The following is a 17,338-nucleotide window of genomic DNA, read 5'->3' as shown; positions in this document are numbered from 1 at the left end:
GCGACAAGAATCGAACGGCAGCGAGTTTAGCACGCTCGCCTGGGCTAAACTGCGCGCCTATGCCGAGGAGCCCAACCATGCAAAACCCACAGAACCTGATCTGGATCGACCTGGAAATGACCGGTCTGGACCCTGACCATGACGTGATCATCGAAATGGCCACCATTGTCACCGACAGTCAGCTCAATACCTTGGCCGAAGGCCCGGTGATCGCGATTCACCAGAGCGACGAGATTCTCGCTGGCATGGACGAGTGGAACACCCGCCAGCACGGCGGCTCGGGCCTGACCCAGCGGGTGCGCGAAAGCACTGTCAGCATGGCCGAGGCCGAGGCGCAGACCATAGCCTTTCTGGAGCAGTGGGTGCCCAAAGGCAAGTCGCCGATCTGTGGCAACAGTATCTGCCAGGACCGCCGCTTCCTGTATCGCCACATGCGCGGCCTGGAAGAGTACTTCCACTACCGCAACCTGGATGTCTCCACCCTCAAGGAGCTGGCCGCGCGCTGGGCACCGGAGGTCAAGGACAGCTTCAAGAAAGGCAGCACTCACCTGGCACTGGACGACATCCGCGAGTCGATTGCCGAGCTGCAGCATTACCGCAAACACTTCATCAAGGCTTGAGGGTTCCGGCCCGGTGCTGTTTACCCTCTATCTGATTGCCATCACTGCCGAGGCCATGACCGGTGCCCTTTCCGCCGGGCGTCGCGGCATGGACTGGTTCGGCGTGGTGCTGGTCGCCAGCGTGACGGCGCTGGGCGGTGGTTCGGTACGCGACGTGCTGCTGGGGCACTATCCACTGACTTGGGTGGCGCATCCGCGCTATTTGATCCTGACCAGTGTCGCGGCCTTGCTGACGATTTTCCTGGCGCCGTTGATGCCGCGTCTGCGCAGTCTGTTTCTGGTGCTGGACGCGCTGGGCCTCGTGGCCTTTACCCTGATCGGCTGCCAGATTGCCCTTGAACTGGGGCTCGACCCGTTGGTGGCGTCCATCAGCGGGATGATCACCGGGGTGTTTGGCGGGATTCTCCGGGACATTCTTTGTAACGATATTCCGCTGATTTTTCGGCGGGAATTGTATGCGAGTGTCTCATTTGTTTCAGCCTGGTGCTTTTTAGGCTGCCGGTACGTCGGCTTGCCCGATGAGCAGGGGCTGTTGATCACGTTGTTTGGCGGGTTTCTGTTGCGGCTGTTGGCCATTCGTTTTCATTGGGAAATGCCCAAGTTCGTTTATGACGACGAAGCCTGAGCGTTACGCAGACCGGCTGGCATGCTCCGCCAGCGCCCATTCCACGTGCTCGCGCACCATCTCCGAGGGCGAATCGCGCCGCGCCTGCAAGGCCTCCAGTACGGGGATGGTGGAGGGCGCATTGCCCAACCCCACCGCCAGATTACGCAGCCAGCGCTCGTAACCTGCCCGCCGCAAGGGCGAGCCCTCGGTATTGCTCAGAAACTGCTCTTCATCCCAGAGAAACAGTGTCGCCATTTCGGCATTGTCCAGGCTATGGCGCGGGGTGAAATCACTTTCCGCTGACGGCCGCGCAAAGCGATTCCATGGGCAGACCATCTGGCAGTCGTCGCAGCCGAACACGCGGTTGCCGATCAGCCCGCGCAGTTCCACCGGAATTGAAGTCTTCAGTTCGATGGTCAGGTATGAAATGCAGCGTCGCGCGTCCAGTACGTAAGGGCCGACAAAGGCATCGGTCGGGCATACGTCCAGGCAGGCGGTGCAACGGCCGCAGTGCTCGCTGGCATGGGGTGGGTCCACCGGCAGGGCAATGTCGACGAACAGCTCGGCGAGAAAGAAGTAGCTGCCGGCCTTGCGGTTGAGCACCAGAGTGTTCTTGCCGATCCAGCCCAGCCCTGCCTGTTCGGCAATGGCCTTTTCCAGCACCGGCGCGCTGTCGACGAAAGCGCGAAAGCCGAACGGCCCGATGTCCTGCTGGATACGCTCGGCCAACTGCTGGACGCGCTTGCGGATCAGTTTGTGATAATCCCGGCCCAGGGCGTAGCGGGACACATAGGCTTTCTCGGGCTGGGCAAGGCGTTGGGCCATCTGGGTGTCGCCCGGCAGGTAATCCATGCGCAGGGATACCACCCGCAAGGTGCCCGGTACCAGTTCGGCAGGCCGGGAACGTTTCTGGCCGTGGGCAGCCATATAGTCCATCTCGCCGTGATAGCCCGCTTCGAGCCAGCGGGTCAGATGATTTTCGTGTTCGGCCAGGTCAAGGCCGGAGATGCCGACCTGCTGAAAGCCCAGCTCACGGCCCCATTGCTTGATGGAGTCGGCTAATTCGGGAAGGTTGAGCGTTGACGCGGTCATGCGATGAGGAAACCGAAGCGGAGGTGCGTATAATTCTGCCAGACATCGACCCCCAGAGTTGCATCATGCCGACGCCTAACCACGAATTACCGGAAGCGCTGTACAGCGCCGCGCAGGTGCGCGCCATTGACGCCCAGTTGATTGACGGCGGAACGCCAGGCATCGAGCTGATGGCGCGGGCGGCCAGCGTGGTCTGGTGCGCCTTGCGTCAACACTGGCCTGAGGCCCGCTCGCTGTGCGTGATGGCCGGTCACGGCAACAACGCCGGTGACGGCTACCTGGTCGCCGCGTTGGCTCGGCGTGCCGGCTGGCACGTGGAAGTGCTGGCGGTGACCGACCCGGGTCGGCTGCAAGGTGATGCCGCCACGGCACATGCCGAGGCGCAAGTGGCGGGTGTGCTGGTCAAGCACTGGAGTGCCGATGACGTCCTGCAAGGCATCGTCCTCGATGCCCTGCTGGGCACCGGCCTCAGTGGCGAAGTGCGCGGGCCTTATGTGGCGGCTATCCAGGCGATCAATGCCAGCGGCCTGCCGGTGGTGGCCGTGGACATTCCTTCCGGCTTGAGCAGCGACACCGGGCAGATTCTCGGCTGTGCGGTCAAGGCCGACCTCACGGTCAGCCTGGTCGGCCTCAAGTTCGGCCTGCTGACGGGACAGGCTGCCGACGTGGTCGGGGCCTTGGTTTTCGACGACCTGCTGGTGGGGTCGCCGGATCTGCTGACCTCGCCGACGGTGGCTCAGCGTTTGCGCCCGGCCAATCTGCCCCGGCTGGCGCCGCGGCCGCCGACGGCGCACAAGGGGAAATATGGCCGAGTGTTGGTGATAGGCGGCGATCATGGCACCGGCGGTGCCACCCTCATGGCGGCCGAGAGCAGTCTGCGTTGTGGGGCTGGCATGGTCTCGCTGGCGACCCGCGTCGAGCATGTGGCTCCCGCGCTGACCCGTTTGCCGGAAGTCATGACCGTAGCCGTTGCTTCGGCCAACCAGTTGATGCCGTTACTGGAGGCGGCGGCTGTGCTGGTGGTGGGGCCGGGCATGGGGCAGGGCGCATGGGCGCGCAGCCTGCTCTCCGCCGTGGCCAACGCCGACAAGCCGCAAGTCTGGGACGCCGATGCGTTGAACCTGCTGGCCAGCGGCTATGTGTCTTTGCCCCGGGGCTGCGTGATCACACCGCACCCTGGTGAAGCGGCACGGTTGCTGGGCAGTGACGTCGCCCGGGTGCAGGCTGATCGAGCCAGTGCCGCGCACCAGTTGGCACAAAAATACGCCAGCGTAGTGGTCCTCAAGGGCTCTGGCAGTTTGATTGCCGCGCCGGATGGCCGCCTGGCCCTGTGTGACAAAGGCCACCCGGCCATGGCCACCGGCGGCCTGGGGGATGTCTTGTCGGGGGTGATCGGCGCGCTGCTGGCGCAGCACCTGCCGCCTTTCGAAGCGGCTTGCCTGGCGGTCTGGCTGCACGCCAGTGCCGGAGAGGAGCTCGGCACCCACGGCCGAGGGTTGGCGGCGACCGATCTGATCCCGGTCATCCGTCGACTTCTGGAGGAGCAACAACCATGCCTGAGCTGAACCTCTATATCCCTGACGAGGCCGCCATGGTCGGTCTTGGTGGGCGTCTGGCCCAGGTGACGGCCGGCACGGGGGTGATTTTTCTCGAGGGGGATCTGGGCGCGGGCAAGACCACCCTGTCACGTGGCCTGATCCGCGGCCTGGGTCACGTGGGCGCGGTGAAAAGTCCGACATTCACCTTGGTCGAGCCCTATGAGTTCGACGATGTGCGTGCCTTTCATTTCGATTTATATCGTCTGGTCGACCCCGAAGAGCTGGAGTACCTCGGCATTCGCGACTATTTCGACGGTCAGGCCCTGTGCCTGGTTGAATGGCCGGAGCGCGGCGCGGGCTTTTTGCCAAAGCCCGACCTGACCATTACCATAAGCGCCCAGGCAAGCGGACGTTCGCTGATTTTGTCGCCACTGGGCTCGCGTGGCGAGTCGTGGTGTGCCGTTCTGGCACGGGAATACATATAGATGAGGCCATAGGTGAGGTTAGGTATGCGCATTCGCGCGATGGTTGCGGTCGCCGGGTTGTTTCTCATGGCGCAGGCCGTCGACGCGTGGGCCGTCACCCAGGTCAAGAGCGTACGTCTGTGGCGAGCGCCGGATAACACGCGGCTGGTGTTCGACCTGTCCGGGCCGGTGGAACACAGCCTGTTCACCCTGACTTCACCTGATCGCCTGGTCATCGACATCAATGGCGCCAACCTGGCATCGCCGCTCAAGGTATCCACCGCCAACACGCCGATCACCAGCCTGCGCTCGGCCCAGCGCACGCCCACCGACCTGCGGGTGGTGATCGACCTGAAAAAGGCGGTCACCCCCAAAAGCTTCGTGCTCGCCCCCAACCAGCAGTACGGCAATCGCCTGGTGGTCGACCTCTACGACTCGCCGGCCGATGCCGAGCCAAGTCCCGTCGACACGCCGGTGAGCAGCGCGCCGGCGGTGCCGGTGTTGCCGAATCAGCCACCGATCAAGCTGGCGCCGGTGCCCAATGGCAAGCGCGACATCATTGTCGTGATCGATCCCGGTCATGGCGGTGAGGACCCGGGCGCTTCGGGCTCCCGGGGCCAACATGAAAAAGACATCGTGCTTTCCATCGCCAAAGAGCTACAACGTCAGATCAATAGCGAAAAGGGCTTCCGAGCCGAGTTGACCCGCACCGGCGATTACTTCATCCCGCTGCGTGGTCGTACCGAGATCGCTCGCAAGAAGGGCGCCGACCTGTTCGTGTCGATCCATGCCGATGCGGCGCCTTCGTCGGCAGCCTTCGGCGCGTCGGTGTTTGCCTTGTCCGAGCGTGGCGCCACCTCGGAGACGGCGCGCTGGCTGGCTGACAGTGAAAACCGCTCCGACCTCATCGGCGGCGCTGGCAACGTCAGTCTCGATGACAAGGATCGCATGCTGGCCGGGGTGCTCCTGGACCTGTCAATGACGGCCTCGCTGACCTCGAGCCTCAACGTCGGACAAAAAGTCCTGAGCAACATCGGCCAGGTCACCACGCTGCACAAGCGCCGTGTGGAGCAGGCCGCGTTCATGGTACTGAAGTCTCCGGATATTCCGTCGATCCTGGTGGAAACCGGGTTCATTTCCAATGGCAGCGAAGCGTCCAAGTTGCAGAGCGCATCCCATCAGCAGGCGCTGGCCCGCTCGATCCGCGCGGGGGTCAAGCAGTTCTTCCAGCAGAACCCGCCGCCGGGGACCTACATTGCCTGGCTGCGTGACAGCGGCAAGATCGCTCAGGGCCCGCGCAATCATGTGGTGGCCAGTGGCGAGACCCTGGCCATGATCGCGGTGCGTTATCAGGTCAGCCCGGGCGTCTTGCGCAATGCCAATGAGCTGAAAAGCGACGATCTCAAGATAGGTCAGAACCTGACGATTCCCGGCACGACCCTGGCGTCGCAACCATGAGTGAGGCCATCGCAATGGACAGTGCCCGTATAGAACTGCTCAGCCCCCGTCTGGCTAACCAGATCGCCGCTGGCGAAGTGGTCGAACGTCCTGCCTCGGTGATCAAGGAGCTGCTGGAAAACAGCCTGGACTCCGGTGCCCGGCGAATCGACGTGGAGGTCGAGCAAGGCGGCGTCAAGTTGTTGCGTGTGCGCGATGATGGCAGCGGCATTTCTGCCGACGACCTGCCGTTGGCCCTGGCGCGCCATGCCACCAGCAAGATCCGCGACCTGGAGGACCTTGAACGGGTCATGAGCCTGGGCTTTCGCGGCGAGGCGCTGGCGTCCATCAGTTCGGTGGCGCGCCTGACCCTGACCTCCCGCACGCGCCAGGCCAGCGAGGCCTGGCAGGTGGAGACCGAGGGTCGGGACATGGCGCCCCGCGTGCAGCCCGCTGCGCATCCGGTGGGAACGTCGGTGGAGGTGCGGGACCTGTTTTTCAACACGCCGGCGCGGCGCAAGTTTCTCAAGACCGAAAAAACCGAATTCGATCACTTGCAGGAAGTGATCAAGCGTTTGGCCCTGGCACGTTTCGATGTCGGCTTTCATCTGCGCCACAACGGTAAAAGCATTCTCAGCCTGCATGAAGCCGCTGACGATATCGCGCGTGCCCGGCGTGTGGCAGCGGTCTGCGGCCCCGCGTTCCTCGAACAGGCCTTGCCTATCGAGGTGGAGCGCAACGGCCTGCATCTGTGGGGCTGGGTGGGGCTGCCGACGTTTTCCCGCAGCCAGGCCGACCTGCAATATTTCTACGTGAACGGCCGCGCGGTGCGTGACAAGCTGGTGGCCCATGCGGTGCGCCAGGCTTACCGCGACGTGCTGTTCAATGGCCGGCATCCAACCTTCGTGCTGTTTCTGGAAGTCGACCCGGCGGTGGTGGACGTCAACGTGCACCCTACCAAGCACGAAGTGCGCTTCCGCGACGGCCGCATGGTTCACGATTTCCTCTACGGCACCCTGCACCGTGCACTGGCCGACGTGCGCCCTGAAGATCAGCTGGCCGCGCCGGCTGCAGTCAGCGAGATGGTCCGTCCGACTGGACTCGGCGCCGGCGAGTTCGGTCCGCAGGGTGAAATGCGTCTGGCGGCCAACCTGTTGGAGCCGCCGATGGCCGAGCCGCGTGCCTACAGCTCCGGCGCTGGCGCCGGCTATCAATATGTACCTCGCAGCACCTCGGCCCTGCCGGTGGCAGAGTCCCAGGCCGCCTACCGGGAATTTTTCGCGCCTCTGCCAGCAGCGGTCAATGGGTTGAAGGGTGCCAATCTGCCGGAAGGGCAAGGCGACATTCCGCCATTGGGGTATGCCCTGGCGCAGCTCAAGGGCATCTATATTCTTTCGGAGAACGCCCAGGGACTGGTGCTGGTGGACATGCACGCCGCCCACGAACGCATCATGTACGAGCGTCTGAAAATCGCCATGGCCAGTGAAGGCCTCAGCGGTCAGCCATTGCTGGTGCCCGAGTCGATTGCCGTCAGCCAGCGCGAGGCCGACTGCGCCGAAGAACATGCCGGCTGGTTTCAGCGGCTGGGTTTCGAATTGCAGCGCCTGGGCCCGGAAACGCTGGCAATCCGCCAGATACCGGCCTTGCTGAAGCAGGCCGAAGCCAATCGGTTGGTCCATGATGTGCTGGCCGACCTGATGGAATACGGTACCAGCGACCGCATCCAGGCCCACCTCAACGAGCTGCTCGGGACCATGGCCTGCCATGGTGCCATTCGCGCCAACCGCCGCCTGGCGGTGCCGGAAATGAATGGTTTGTTGCGGGACATGGAAAACACCGAGCGCAGCGGCCAGTGCAACCACGGTCGCCCGACCTGGACGCAACTGGGTCTGGATGACCTCGATAAACTCTTCATGCGCGGTCGTTGAGCATGAGTGCGCTACCTCCGGCGATCTTTCTCATGGGGCCCACTGCCTCCGGCAAGACCGACCTGGCCATCGAATTGAGCAAGGTGCTGCCCTGCGAGCTGATCAGTGTCGACTCGGCGCTGGTCTATCGCGGCATGGACATCGGCACCGCCAAGCCGTCCAAAGAGCTGCTGGCAGCTCACCCGCATCGCCTGATCGACATTATCGACCCGGCCCAGAGCTACTCGGCAGCAGAGTTTCGTCGCGACGCCCTCGAGGCCATGGCTGACATCACACGTCGCGGCAACATTCCGTTGCTGGTGGGCGGCACCATGTTGTATTTCAAGGCGTTACAGGACGGCCTGGCCGACATGCCGGCGGCCGACCCGCTGATTCGCGCCGAACTCGAAACCCAGGCGGCTACCGAGGGCTGGCAGAGGCTGCATGACGAGTTGGCGCGTGTCGATCCCGAGTCCGCAGCGCGTATTCATCCCAATGACCCGCAGCGTCTGATCCGCGCGCTCGAGGTGTTTCGTGCCAGCGGTACCAGCATGAGCGGGCACCGTGCACGGCAATTGGCGCAAAGTACCGAGGTAGCCGCATCGGGCGGGGCACAATTACCCTATACTGTGGCCAACCTGGCCATCGCTCCACAGGATCGGCAGGTGTTGCACCGCAGAATTGCGCTGAGATTCGAGCAAATGCTGGAACAAGGCTTCGTCGACGAGGTCATTGCCCTGCGCGCACGAAGTGACTTGCATCCGGCGCTGCCGTCTATACGTGCAGTGGGTTATCGCCAGGTCTGGGATCACCTGGATGGCAAGCTGACAGCAGTTGAAATGCAGGAGCGTGGGGTCATAGCCACTCGCCAGTTGGCGAAACGGCAATTTACCTGGTTGCGCAGCTGGGCTGATCTTCACTGGCTTGACAGCCTGGAACGCGACAATCTATCGCGTACCTTGAAATACCTGGCTTCGGTCTCCATATTGGCCTGAGTCCTTTGCAATTGCCGTCTATCCTTGGGGGTGGGGCGGCGTGAACCATCTAATTTCTCAGCTTTTTCTATTGATCCTTAAAGGAGTGCGGCACATGTCAAAAGGGCATTCGCTACAAGACCCTTACTTGAACACTTTGCGTAAAGAGAAGGTCGGCGTTTCGGTCTATCTCGTTAACGGCATCAAGTTGCAAGGTACGATCGACTCGTTCGACCAGTTCGTGATCGTGTTGAAAAACACCGTCAGCCAGATGGTCTACAAGCACGCGATCTCCACCGTGGTTCCCGTGCGTGCGATCCGTTTGCCTAGCGCAACCGAATCCGAGCAGGGCGACAACGAGCCAGGTAACGCTTGATAGGAGTCTGCCTTGTTCTTTGAGCGCCACGGTGGTGGTGAGCGGGCCATACTCGTTCATCTGGATGGTCAGGACCCTGAGGCGCGAGAAGATCCGCAGGAGTTTCAGGAGCTGGCCATTTCGGCCGGCGCCGAAACCGTCGCGTTCGTCAATGTGGCGCGGCACCGTCCTTCAGCAAAATTTCTGATTGGCAGCGGCAAGGTCGAAGAATTGCGTGATCAGGTGAAAACCGAACACGCCGACCTGGTCATTTTCAATCACACCCTTACACCCAGCCAGGAGCGCAACCTCGAGAAGGTCTTCGAGTGTCGTGTGCTTGACCGTACCGGTCTGATCCTGGACATCTTCGCGCAACGCGCCCGCACCCATGAAGGCAAGCTGCAGGTCGAACTGGCCCAGCTCGAGCACATGAGCACGAGGCTGGTACGCGGCTGGACTCACCTTGAGCGCCAGGGCGGTGGTATCGGCCTGCGCGGGCCCGGTGAAACCCAGCTGGAAACCGACCGGCGGCTGTTGCGGGTGCGCCTGCGGCAGATCAAGGCGCGCCTGGAAAAGGTCCGCAGCCAGCGCGAACAGGCGCGGCGCGGCCGCCAACGGGCCGACATCCCCTCGGTGTCGCTGGTGGGTTACACCAACGCCGGCAAGTCGACGCTGTTCAATGCGGTGACCGATTCTACGGTGTATGCCGCCGACCAACTGTTTGCCACCCTTGACCCGACCTTGCGCCGCCTGCAACTGGACGACCTTGGTCCGGTGGTGCTGGCTGACACGGTAGGTTTCATTCGCCACCTGCCGCACAAGCTGGTCGAAGCGTTTCGTGCCACCCTCGAAGAGTCCAGCAACTCGGATTTGTTGCTGCATGTGATCGATGCCCATGAGCCCGAGCGCATGGCGCAGATCGAGCAAGTCATGGCCGTGCTCACCGAGATCGGCGCGCAAGGGTTGCCGATCCTCGAGGTGTATAACAAACTCGATTTGCTGGAAGGGGTGGAGCCGCAGATTCAGCGTGATGCCGATGGCAAGCCGCAGCGGGTCTGGGTTTCGGCCCGCGACGGACGCGGTCTTGACCTGGTGCGCCAGGCCGTGGCAGAGCTGTTGGGCGAAGACCTGTTCGTGGCGACCTTGTGCCTGCCGCAGAATCTGGGCCGGCTGCGTGCTCAGTTCTTTGCCCTGGGGGCCGTGCGCAACGAGCGCCATGACGAGCAGGGCTCAAGCCTGCTGGACGTGCGCATACCTCGAATCGAGTTGAATCGCCTGGTTAGCCGAGAAGGGATGGAGCCCGAAGATTTCATCGAGAAACACACTTTGCAATAAAAGCGCAGCAAAGCGGTTGTGCCGTGACGCTGCGCATTCTGTAGCATTGGTTGGCGCGCCGTGGGCGCGTCTTTGCTTTATCAGATGGAGAGCGCTATGGCTTGGAATGAGCCGGGTGGCAACTCGAACAATCAGGATCCCTGGGGTGGCAAACGCCGTGGCGGCGACCGCAAGGGGCCACCGGATCTCGACGAAGCCTTCCGAAAGCTGCAGGAAAGCCTGAACGGTTTGTTCGGTGGCGGAAAGAAACGCAGCGGCAGCGGAGGTGGTGACGGCAACTCGTCCCGTGGCGGTGGCTTCGGCCTGCTGGGGATCGGTCTGGTCGTGCTGGCCGCCATCTGGCTGTACAGCGCCGTCTATGTCGTCGACGAGCAGGAGCAGGCTGTGGTGCTGCGCCTGGGCAAGTACTACGAAACGGTCGGCCCGGGCCTGAACATCTATTTCCCGCCGTTCGATAAAAAGTACATGGAGAACGTCACGCGCGAGCGTGCCTACACCAAGCAGGGCCAGATGCTGACCGAGGACGAAAACATCGTCGAGGTGCCTTTGACCGTGCAGTACAAGATCACCAATCTGCAAGATTACGTACTGAACGTCGATCAGCCGGAAGTCAGCCTGCAGCACGCCACCGACAGTGCCCTGCGTCATGTGGTCGGTTCGACTGCCATGGACCAGGTCCTGACCGAGGGCCGCGAGTTGATGGCCAGCGAAATCAAGAAGCGTCTGCAAGGCTTCATGGACACCTACAAGACCGGCATCACGGTGACTCAGGTCAACGTGCAGAGCGCCGCCGCGCCGCGTGAGGTGCAGGAAGCCTTCGACGACGTGATCCGTGCCCGTGAAGACGAGCAGCGTTCGCGCAACCAGGCCGAGACCTACGCCAACGGTGTGGTGCCGGAAGCCCGTGGCCAGGCGCAGCGCATCATCGAGGACGCCAATGGCTACCGCGATGAAGTGATCTCCCGTGCCAAGGGTGAGGCCGACCGCTTCACCAAGCTGGTGACCGAATACCGCAAGGCGCCAGATGTGACGCGTCAGCGTCTCTATCTGGAAACCATGCAGGACGTGTACAGCAACACCAGCAAGGTGCTGGTCAGCAGCAAGGAAGGTCAGAACAACCTGATCTACCTGCCGCTGGACAAGATGGTCGACGGTGGCCGCAGCAACAGCGCATCCGCTACCGGTACGCCGGCTGCTGCCAGCGATGCAGGCGCCCGCGCGGCTGCCGATCTGCAGCAGCAACAGCGTGAACTGCGTTCAAGGGAGAGTCGCTGATGGGCAATAAATCACTGATCGCCCTGGTCGTCGCCGTCATCCTGGCGGTCGTGGCGTGGAACAGTTTCTACATCGTGTCCCAGACCGAGCGTGCGGTTCTTCTGCAGTTTGGTCGTGTGGTCCAGGCCGATGTCCAGCCGGGCCTGCACGTCAAAGTGCCTTACGTGAACCAGGTGCGCAAGTTCGACGCCCGCTTGATGACCCTTGACGCTCCGACCCAGCGGTTCCTGACACTGGAGAAGAAGGCGGTGATGGTCGATGCCTATGCCAAATGGCGGGTCAAGGACGCAGAGCGCTACTACACGGCGACGTCCGGTCTCAAGCAGATTGCCGATGATCGCCTGTCCCGTCGCCTGGAGTCCGGGCTGCGTGACCAGTTCGGCAAGCGCACCCTGCACGAGGTGGTTTCCGGGCAGCGTGACGAGCTGATGGCTGGCATCACCGAGTCGCTCAACAAGATGGCCAACGACGAGTTGGGTATCGAAGTCATCGACGTGCGAGTGAAGGCCATCGACTTGCCGAAGGAAGTCAACCGCAGCGTGTTCGAGCGCATGAGCACCGAGCGTGAGCGCGAGGCGCGCGAGCATCGGGCCAAGGGTAACGAGTTGGCCGAGGGTATTCGCGCTGATGCTGACCGTCAGCGCCGCGTGCTGCTGGCCGAAGCCTATCGTGAATCTGAAGAGGCCCGGGGTGATGGCGATGCGCAAGCGGCGGCCATCTATGCCAAGGCCTACGGCCAGGATCAGGAGTTCTACGCGTTCAACCGTAGCCTGCAGGCCTACCGCCAGAGCTTCTCGAACAAGGGCGATGTGCTGGTGCTCGATCCAAGCAGTGACTTCTTCAAGTACATGGAGAAGTTCAAACCGTGATCCACACGGCTCCGCCGGGCGGCTAAAGCGCCTGGCGGGGTGATCCTTTGCGAAAACGTGTGTATCATGCGGCAGCCGGGAAATTCCCGGCTTTTTTGCGTCTGCAAGTTCGATTGCCGATTCGCGGCCCCGTCGGGGCGCGGGTCGGGCTTCACACAAGGTCTGCCGCAGGGTGGGCCATGCGGGATCATAGGGGAAAGGCGTAATGGCAACGGTAGACCGCTGGCTGCTGCCAGATGGCATCGAAGAAGTACTGCCACCTGAGGCTGCGCGTATCGAAGTGGCGCGTCGCAAGGTGTTGGACCTGTTCCAGAGCTGGGGTTACGAGTTCGTGGTGACCCCGCATATCGAATACCTCGAATCACTCCTGACCGGTGCCGGCCAGGATCTGGATCTGCGTACCTTCAAGGTGATCGACCCTCAATCGGGTCGGCAGATGGGCTTTCGCGCCGACATCACGCCACAGGTTGCTCGCATCGACGCGCATACCCTGCGCCGCGAGGGCCCGACCCGTCTGTGCTACGCCGGCAGCGTCCTGCATGCGCAGCCGCGAGCGTTGTCGTCATCGCGCAGCCCGATTCAACTGGGGGCCGAGTTGTATGGCGATGCCAGCCCGAGCAGCGATGTCGAAGTGATCAGCCTGATGCTGGCTATGCTTGAACTGACGGATGTGCCGGATGTGCACATGGACCTCGGTCACGTCGGCATCTACCGCGGCCTGGCCAGGGCGGCCGGCTTGTCCGGGGCCGTGGAACAGCAGCTGTTCGACGCCCTGCAGCGCAAGGCTATCGACGAAGTGGTCGCCCTGACGGCAGATCTGCCCGCCGAGCTGGCGGCCATGCTGCGTTCGCTGGTGGATCTGTGTGGTGGTCGCGAGGTGCTGGCTCAGGCCCGTGTGCGGCTGGCCGGTGCGCCGGGTCCCGTCGTCGCGGCACTGGATGACCTCCTGACCATCGCCGAACGCCTGTCCTTGCGTTTCCCCGAGCTGCCGCTGTATTTCGATCTTGGCGAGCTGCGCGGCTACCACTACCACACCGGTGTGGTGTTCGCCGTGTTCGTTCCTGGCATGGGGCAGTCCATTGCACAGGGTGGCCGCTACGATGATATCGGCGCCGACTTCGGTCGCGCACGGCCCGCAACGGGGTTTTCCACGGACCTGAAAAGCCTGGTGACCCTCGGTCGCGCCGAAATTGAAGTGCCGAGCGGCGGCATCTGGGCCCCTGACAGCACCGAGTCTGCCTTGTGGCAGCAGGTTTCCCGGTTGCGTCATGAAGGCCAGCGCGTGGTTCAGGCGTTGCCGGGCCAAGCCTTGAGCGACGCGGCGCAAGCCGACTGCGACCGCCAACTGATTCAGCAGAACGGGCAATGGCAAGTACTGCCGCTGGCCCTTTGATTTTTTTGCCGGCCGCTGCCGGCCCAGCTTGCGTGAATGAGGACAAGTATCATGGGTAAGAATGTCGTAGTCCTGGGCACTCAATGGGGTGATGAGGGCAAAGGCAAGATCGTCGATCTGCTGACCGAACATGCTGCGGCCGTGGTGCGCTACCAGGGCGGCCATAACGCGGGTCACACCTTGTGGATCAACGGCGAAAAAACCGTTTTGCACCTGATTCCTTCGGGCATCCTGCGTGACGGGGTCGAGTGCTTGATCGGCAACGGCGTTGTGGTTGCCCCTGACGCCCTGATGCGCGAGATCCTCAAGCTGGAAGAGAAGGGCGTACCGGTGCGCGAGCGCCTGAGCATCAGCCCATCCTGCCCGCTGATCCTGTCTTTTCACGTGGCCCTGGACCAGGCTCGCGAGAAAGCCCGTGGCGAGCTGAAGATCGGCACCACCGGTCGCGGCATCGGCCCGGCCTATGAAGACAAGGTTGCCCGTCGTGGTCTGCGCATCGGCGATCTGTTCCATCGTGAGCGTTTCGCGGCCAAGCTGGGCGAGCTGCTGGACTACCATAACTTCGTGCTGGTCAATTACTACAAAGAGCCTGCCGTCGACTTCCAGAAGACCCTGGACGAGTGCATGGAGTACGCCGAGCTGCTCAAGCCGATGATGCTCGACGTCACTGCCGAACTGCACAACCTGCGCCGCGCCGGCAAGGACATCATGTTTGAAGGCGCGCAAGGCTCGCTGCTGGATATCGACCACGGTACCTACCCGTACGTGACCAGCTCCAACACCACCGCTGGCGGCATCGCCACAGGTTCGGGCTTCGGTCCCATGTACCTGGATTACATCCTGGGCATCACCAAGGCCTATACCACCCGCGTCGGCTCGGGGCCGTTCCCGACCGAGCTGTTCGACGATGTAGGCGCTTTCCTGGCCAAGCGCGGCCACGAGTTCGGTGCGACCACCGGCCGTGCTCGTCGTTGTGGCTGGTTCGATGCCGTTATCCTGCGTCGCGCCATCGACGTCAACAGCATCTCGGGCCTGTGCCTGACCAAGCTCGACGTGCTGGACGGTCTGGAAACCATCAACATTTGCGTCGGCTACAAAAACGCCGAAGGCGCTGTGATCGAAGCGCCGACCGATGCTGACAGTTACCTGGGCCTGGAACCGGTGTACGAGCAAATGTCGGGCTGGAGCGAGTCGACTGTGGGTGCCAAGACCCTGGAAGAGCTGCCGGCTGCCGCACGTGCCTACATCAAGCGTGTCGAGGAGTTGGTCGGTGCACCGATCGATATCATTTCGACCGGTCCGGACCGCAACGAGACCATCGTGCTGCGTCATCCGTTTGCCTGATCGCTGCTGATGCTGGAAGACAAAGGGCCCCTCGGGGCCCTTTGTCGGTTTTGATACCCTCGCGGCACGCCCTTTGCTAGCGATCCCTTATGTGGGTGGCCATCTTTTTATGGCGCCAGAAGTCCAGGGGATATTCCAGTGTCGGCCGTACTCTCTCTATTACGCAGTCGTTTGCTGCGCCCGGTGTTCATTGCGCTGGGCCTCGCTCTTTTGGTGCAAGTGCTGGTGGCGGTCGCGCTGACCCGGAGCACGGTCACCGCGCTGGAATCGGACCTTGATCAGCACCTGGGTGCCGACAGTCAGAAGCTTTCCGGTGATCTGGTAAAAGCCAGTCAGGAAGTCACCTCCGGGCTCGACAGCCTGTCGAGCAATACTCGTCAGCGCCTGAGCGCCGGTCTGTCCGCCCGTTTAAAGGATGAGCAGGCGAAGTTGCGTGTCACTCTGGAGAAAGCGCTGGAAGATTCGGCAACGGACATGGCCGGCTTGCTGGCTTCGGTAGCGCCGCGGGCCATGTGGGACAACGACGTGCCGACCCTGAGCGAATTCGCACGACGTGCCCAGCGCAACCCCAATGTGTTGTTCGTGGTCTACGACGATGCCCAGGGCGAGCACCTGACGCGCTACCTCAATCGCGACAACCCGATCAACCAGGCCCTTTTGGAAAAGGGGCAGGGGGATCGTGCCTTGGACAAGGTGCTCAGCGCCGCCAAGGTCGACCCTGAAGTCTTCTATGTCGAGTCTTCGATCAGCCCGAACGGCGTCGAAATCGGCAAGGTATTGATGGCGGTGTCCAAGGCTTCGGTCGATACCGAGCTCAAGGCGCTGGATCAGCGTTTCGCCGCCTTGATTGCCAGCAGCGACCAACTGGTTGGCGACAGTCTGGCGGGGGCGTCGGCTGACAGTGCCAAGGCTTTGCAGGCGCGCCTGCAAAGCGCTCAGGTCAGTGCCAGTGCGATGCAGGCCAACACCACCAGCACCGTGCAGGATGCCGCTGCGACCTTGCGCTGGCGGATCGGTCTGGGTCTGGCCTTGGTGGGTCTGGGGGTTCTGCTGGCTCTGGCCGTGGTGCTGGGGCGCCGAGTGGTCAGCAAGCTGCACCTGCTGATTGCCGCACTCAATGATCTGGCGGCCGGCGACGGCGACCTGACCAAGCGCGTCAAACTCGACAGTCGCGACGAAATCGGCGACATGGCGGGCGCGGTCAACCGATTTATCGACAAGCTCCAGCCCATTGTTCGCGAGGCCGGCGAGGCTGCCCAGCGCACCGGGATCGAGATCGGCGCCATGGCCAAGCGCAACGCCGGCGCCGATGCCGCGGCCGAGCGCCAGCGTGATGAGGTGGCCGCGAGCCTGGAGGCGTTGTCCACCATGGCTGTTCAGGCTCAGGCCGAGAGTCGGGCCATGCAGGCGGCCTTGGGGCAGGTTGCCGAAATTCGTCGCGCCACGGACGACAACACCAAGGCCTCGGCCAAAGTGGGCGGTCTGATCGAGGCGTTGGCCGTGCAGGTGGAAACTGGATCGAAAGTGATCGAGCGGCTGGCCGAGCAGAGCCAGCAGATCGAAGTGGTGCTGACCGTGATTCATGGCATCGCCGAGCAGACCAACCTGCTGGCACTGAATGCGGCCATCGAGGCGGCGCGAGCGGGCGAGACCGGGCGCGGTTTTGCGGTAGTGGCCGACGAAGTGCGTGCCCTGGCAAGCAAGACCCAGAGCTCCACCGGCGACATCCAGGCTCACATCGGTGCCTTGCAATCCGGTGCGCGGGAGGCGGTGGCGGCGATCAGCCAGGCGGGGCGTCAGGCCAGCGAGGGGCTATTGGTGCTGCGCGACAATGCACGCTTGCAGCAGTCGGTGCAGTCTTCGGTGGAGCAAGTGCACGATGCGATCGGCACGGCGACCCGCGCAGCGGAGCACCAGGCGCAGGGCGCGCACGCGGTGAAGGGCAGGGTCGAGACGATTCATGCTCAGGCCGAGAAGGCAGCACAGGCAGTCATGGAGACCACGGCCAGCAGCAAGGTGCTGGATGGGCTGGCGGCGCAGTTGAAGGCGAGCCTGGGGCAGTTCAGGGCTTGAGGTCGCCCTCAGTCTCTGTAGGGTCGAGCTTGCTCGGGAACGGGCTTGCTCGCAT

Annotated in this window: 15 protein-coding genes; 14 read left to right on the top strand and 1 reads right to left on the bottom strand. The window is 62.8% G+C overall.

What is annotated here, in order from left to right:
* Positions 1 to 77: 77 nt before the first annotated feature.
* Both orn and HB675_RS02680 read left to right on the top strand, forming a co-directional pair.
* Complete coding sequence (gene orn / locus HB675_RS02685) at positions 78 to 620, top strand: oligoribonuclease (RefSeq protein WP_213875533.1); 543 nt, start codon at positions 78 to 80, stop codon at positions 618 to 620.
* A gap of 13 nt (positions 621 to 633) precedes the next feature.
* A complete protein-coding gene (locus HB675_RS02680) occupies positions 634 to 1,245 on the top strand; it encodes a TRIC cation channel family protein (protein WP_213875532.1) in 612 nt (203 codons plus the stop codon).
* Positions 1,246 to 1,248: 3 nt separating this feature from the next.
* Here HB675_RS02680 and queG read toward each other — a convergent pair whose 3' ends face one another.
* On the bottom strand, positions 1,249 to 2,319 hold the full coding sequence (queG, locus tag HB675_RS02675) for a tRNA epoxyqueuosine(34) reductase QueG (protein ID WP_213875531.1): 1,071 nt from the start codon (positions 2,317 to 2,319) through the stop codon (positions 1,249 to 1,251).
* Between the two features lie 65 nt (positions 2,320 to 2,384).
* Here queG and HB675_RS02670 point away from each other — a divergent pair, with 65 nt between their 5' ends.
* The 12 genes from HB675_RS02670 (at position 2,385) to HB675_RS02615 (ending at position 17,283) form a co-directional block, all read left to right on the top strand.
* The gene (locus HB675_RS02670; protein WP_213875530.1) at positions 2,385 to 3,884 is read left to right on the top strand and encodes an NAD(P)H-hydrate dehydratase; all 1,500 of its coding nucleotides are present in this window, start codon (positions 2,385 to 2,387) and stop codon (positions 3,882 to 3,884) included.
* Complete coding sequence (tsaE, locus tag HB675_RS02665; protein ID WP_213875529.1) at positions 3,872 to 4,342, top strand: tRNA (adenosine(37)-N6)-threonylcarbamoyltransferase complex ATPase subunit type 1 TsaE; 471 nt, start codon at positions 3,872 to 3,874, stop codon at positions 4,340 to 4,342. The genes HB675_RS02670 and tsaE overlap by 13 nt, the downstream gene beginning before the upstream one ends.
* A 39-nt stretch (positions 4,343 to 4,381) precedes the next feature.
* The gene (locus tag HB675_RS02660; protein WP_256737455.1) at positions 4,382 to 5,779 is read left to right on the top strand and encodes an N-acetylmuramoyl-L-alanine amidase; all 1,398 of its coding nucleotides are present in this window, start codon (positions 4,382 to 4,384) and stop codon (positions 5,777 to 5,779) included.
* Positions 5,776 to 7,686: a DNA mismatch repair endonuclease MutL gene (mutL, locus tag HB675_RS02655; RefSeq protein WP_213875527.1), complete on the top strand. Its 1,911-nt coding sequence runs from the start codon at positions 5,776 to 5,778 to the stop codon at positions 7,684 to 7,686. Before HB675_RS02660 ends, mutL begins: the two co-directional genes overlap by 4 nt.
* 2 nt (positions 7,687 to 7,688) lie before the next feature.
* Entirely contained in the window at positions 7,689 to 8,660 is a 972-nt protein-coding gene (miaA, locus tag HB675_RS02650) for a tRNA (adenosine(37)-N6)-dimethylallyltransferase MiaA (protein WP_213875526.1), read from the top strand.
* A gap of 94 nt (positions 8,661 to 8,754) precedes the next feature.
* Positions 8,755 to 9,015 (top strand): RNA chaperone Hfq, encoded by a 261-nt coding sequence (gene hfq / locus HB675_RS02645; protein WP_213875525.1) that lies wholly within the window; start codon positions 8,755 to 8,757, stop codon positions 9,013 to 9,015.
* Between the two features lie 12 nt (positions 9,016 to 9,027).
* Entirely contained in the window at positions 9,028 to 10,329 is a 1,302-nt protein-coding gene (gene hflX, locus HB675_RS02640) for a ribosome rescue GTPase HflX (protein WP_213875524.1), read from the top strand.
* A 96-nt stretch (positions 10,330 to 10,425) separates the two neighbouring features.
* Positions 10,426 to 11,604 (top strand): FtsH protease activity modulator HflK, encoded by a 1,179-nt coding sequence (gene hflK, locus HB675_RS02635; protein ID WP_213875523.1) that lies wholly within the window; start codon positions 10,426 to 10,428, stop codon positions 11,602 to 11,604.
* Positions 11,604 to 12,473: a protease modulator HflC gene (hflC, locus tag HB675_RS02630; protein WP_213875522.1), complete on the top strand. Its 870-nt coding sequence runs from the start codon at positions 11,604 to 11,606 to the stop codon at positions 12,471 to 12,473. Before hflK ends, hflC begins: the two co-directional genes overlap by 1 nt.
* Positions 12,474 to 12,678: 205 nt before the next feature.
* Complete coding sequence (locus HB675_RS02625; RefSeq protein WP_213875521.1) at positions 12,679 to 13,866, top strand: ATP phosphoribosyltransferase regulatory subunit; 1,188 nt, start codon at positions 12,679 to 12,681, stop codon at positions 13,864 to 13,866.
* A gap of 51 nt (positions 13,867 to 13,917) precedes the next feature.
* Positions 13,918 to 15,210, top strand: a complete 1,293-nt coding sequence (locus tag HB675_RS02620) for an adenylosuccinate synthase (protein WP_213875520.1) — start codon at positions 13,918 to 13,920, stop codon at positions 15,208 to 15,210.
* Between the two features lie 138 nt (positions 15,211 to 15,348).
* Positions 15,349 to 17,283: a methyl-accepting chemotaxis protein gene (locus HB675_RS02615; RefSeq protein WP_213875519.1), complete on the top strand. Its 1,935-nt coding sequence runs from the start codon at positions 15,349 to 15,351 to the stop codon at positions 17,281 to 17,283.
* The last annotated feature ends 55 nt before the right edge of the window (positions 17,284 to 17,338 follow it).

Origin of the sequence: Pseudomonas sp. dw_358 (assembly GCF_018449655.1) — a bacterium.
GTDB lineage: Bacteria > Pseudomonadota > Gammaproteobacteria > Pseudomonadales > Pseudomonadaceae > Aquipseudomonas.
The sequence above is the reverse complement of the archived record's forward strand: the minus strand, read 5'-3'. Positions and strand labels throughout refer to the sequence as shown.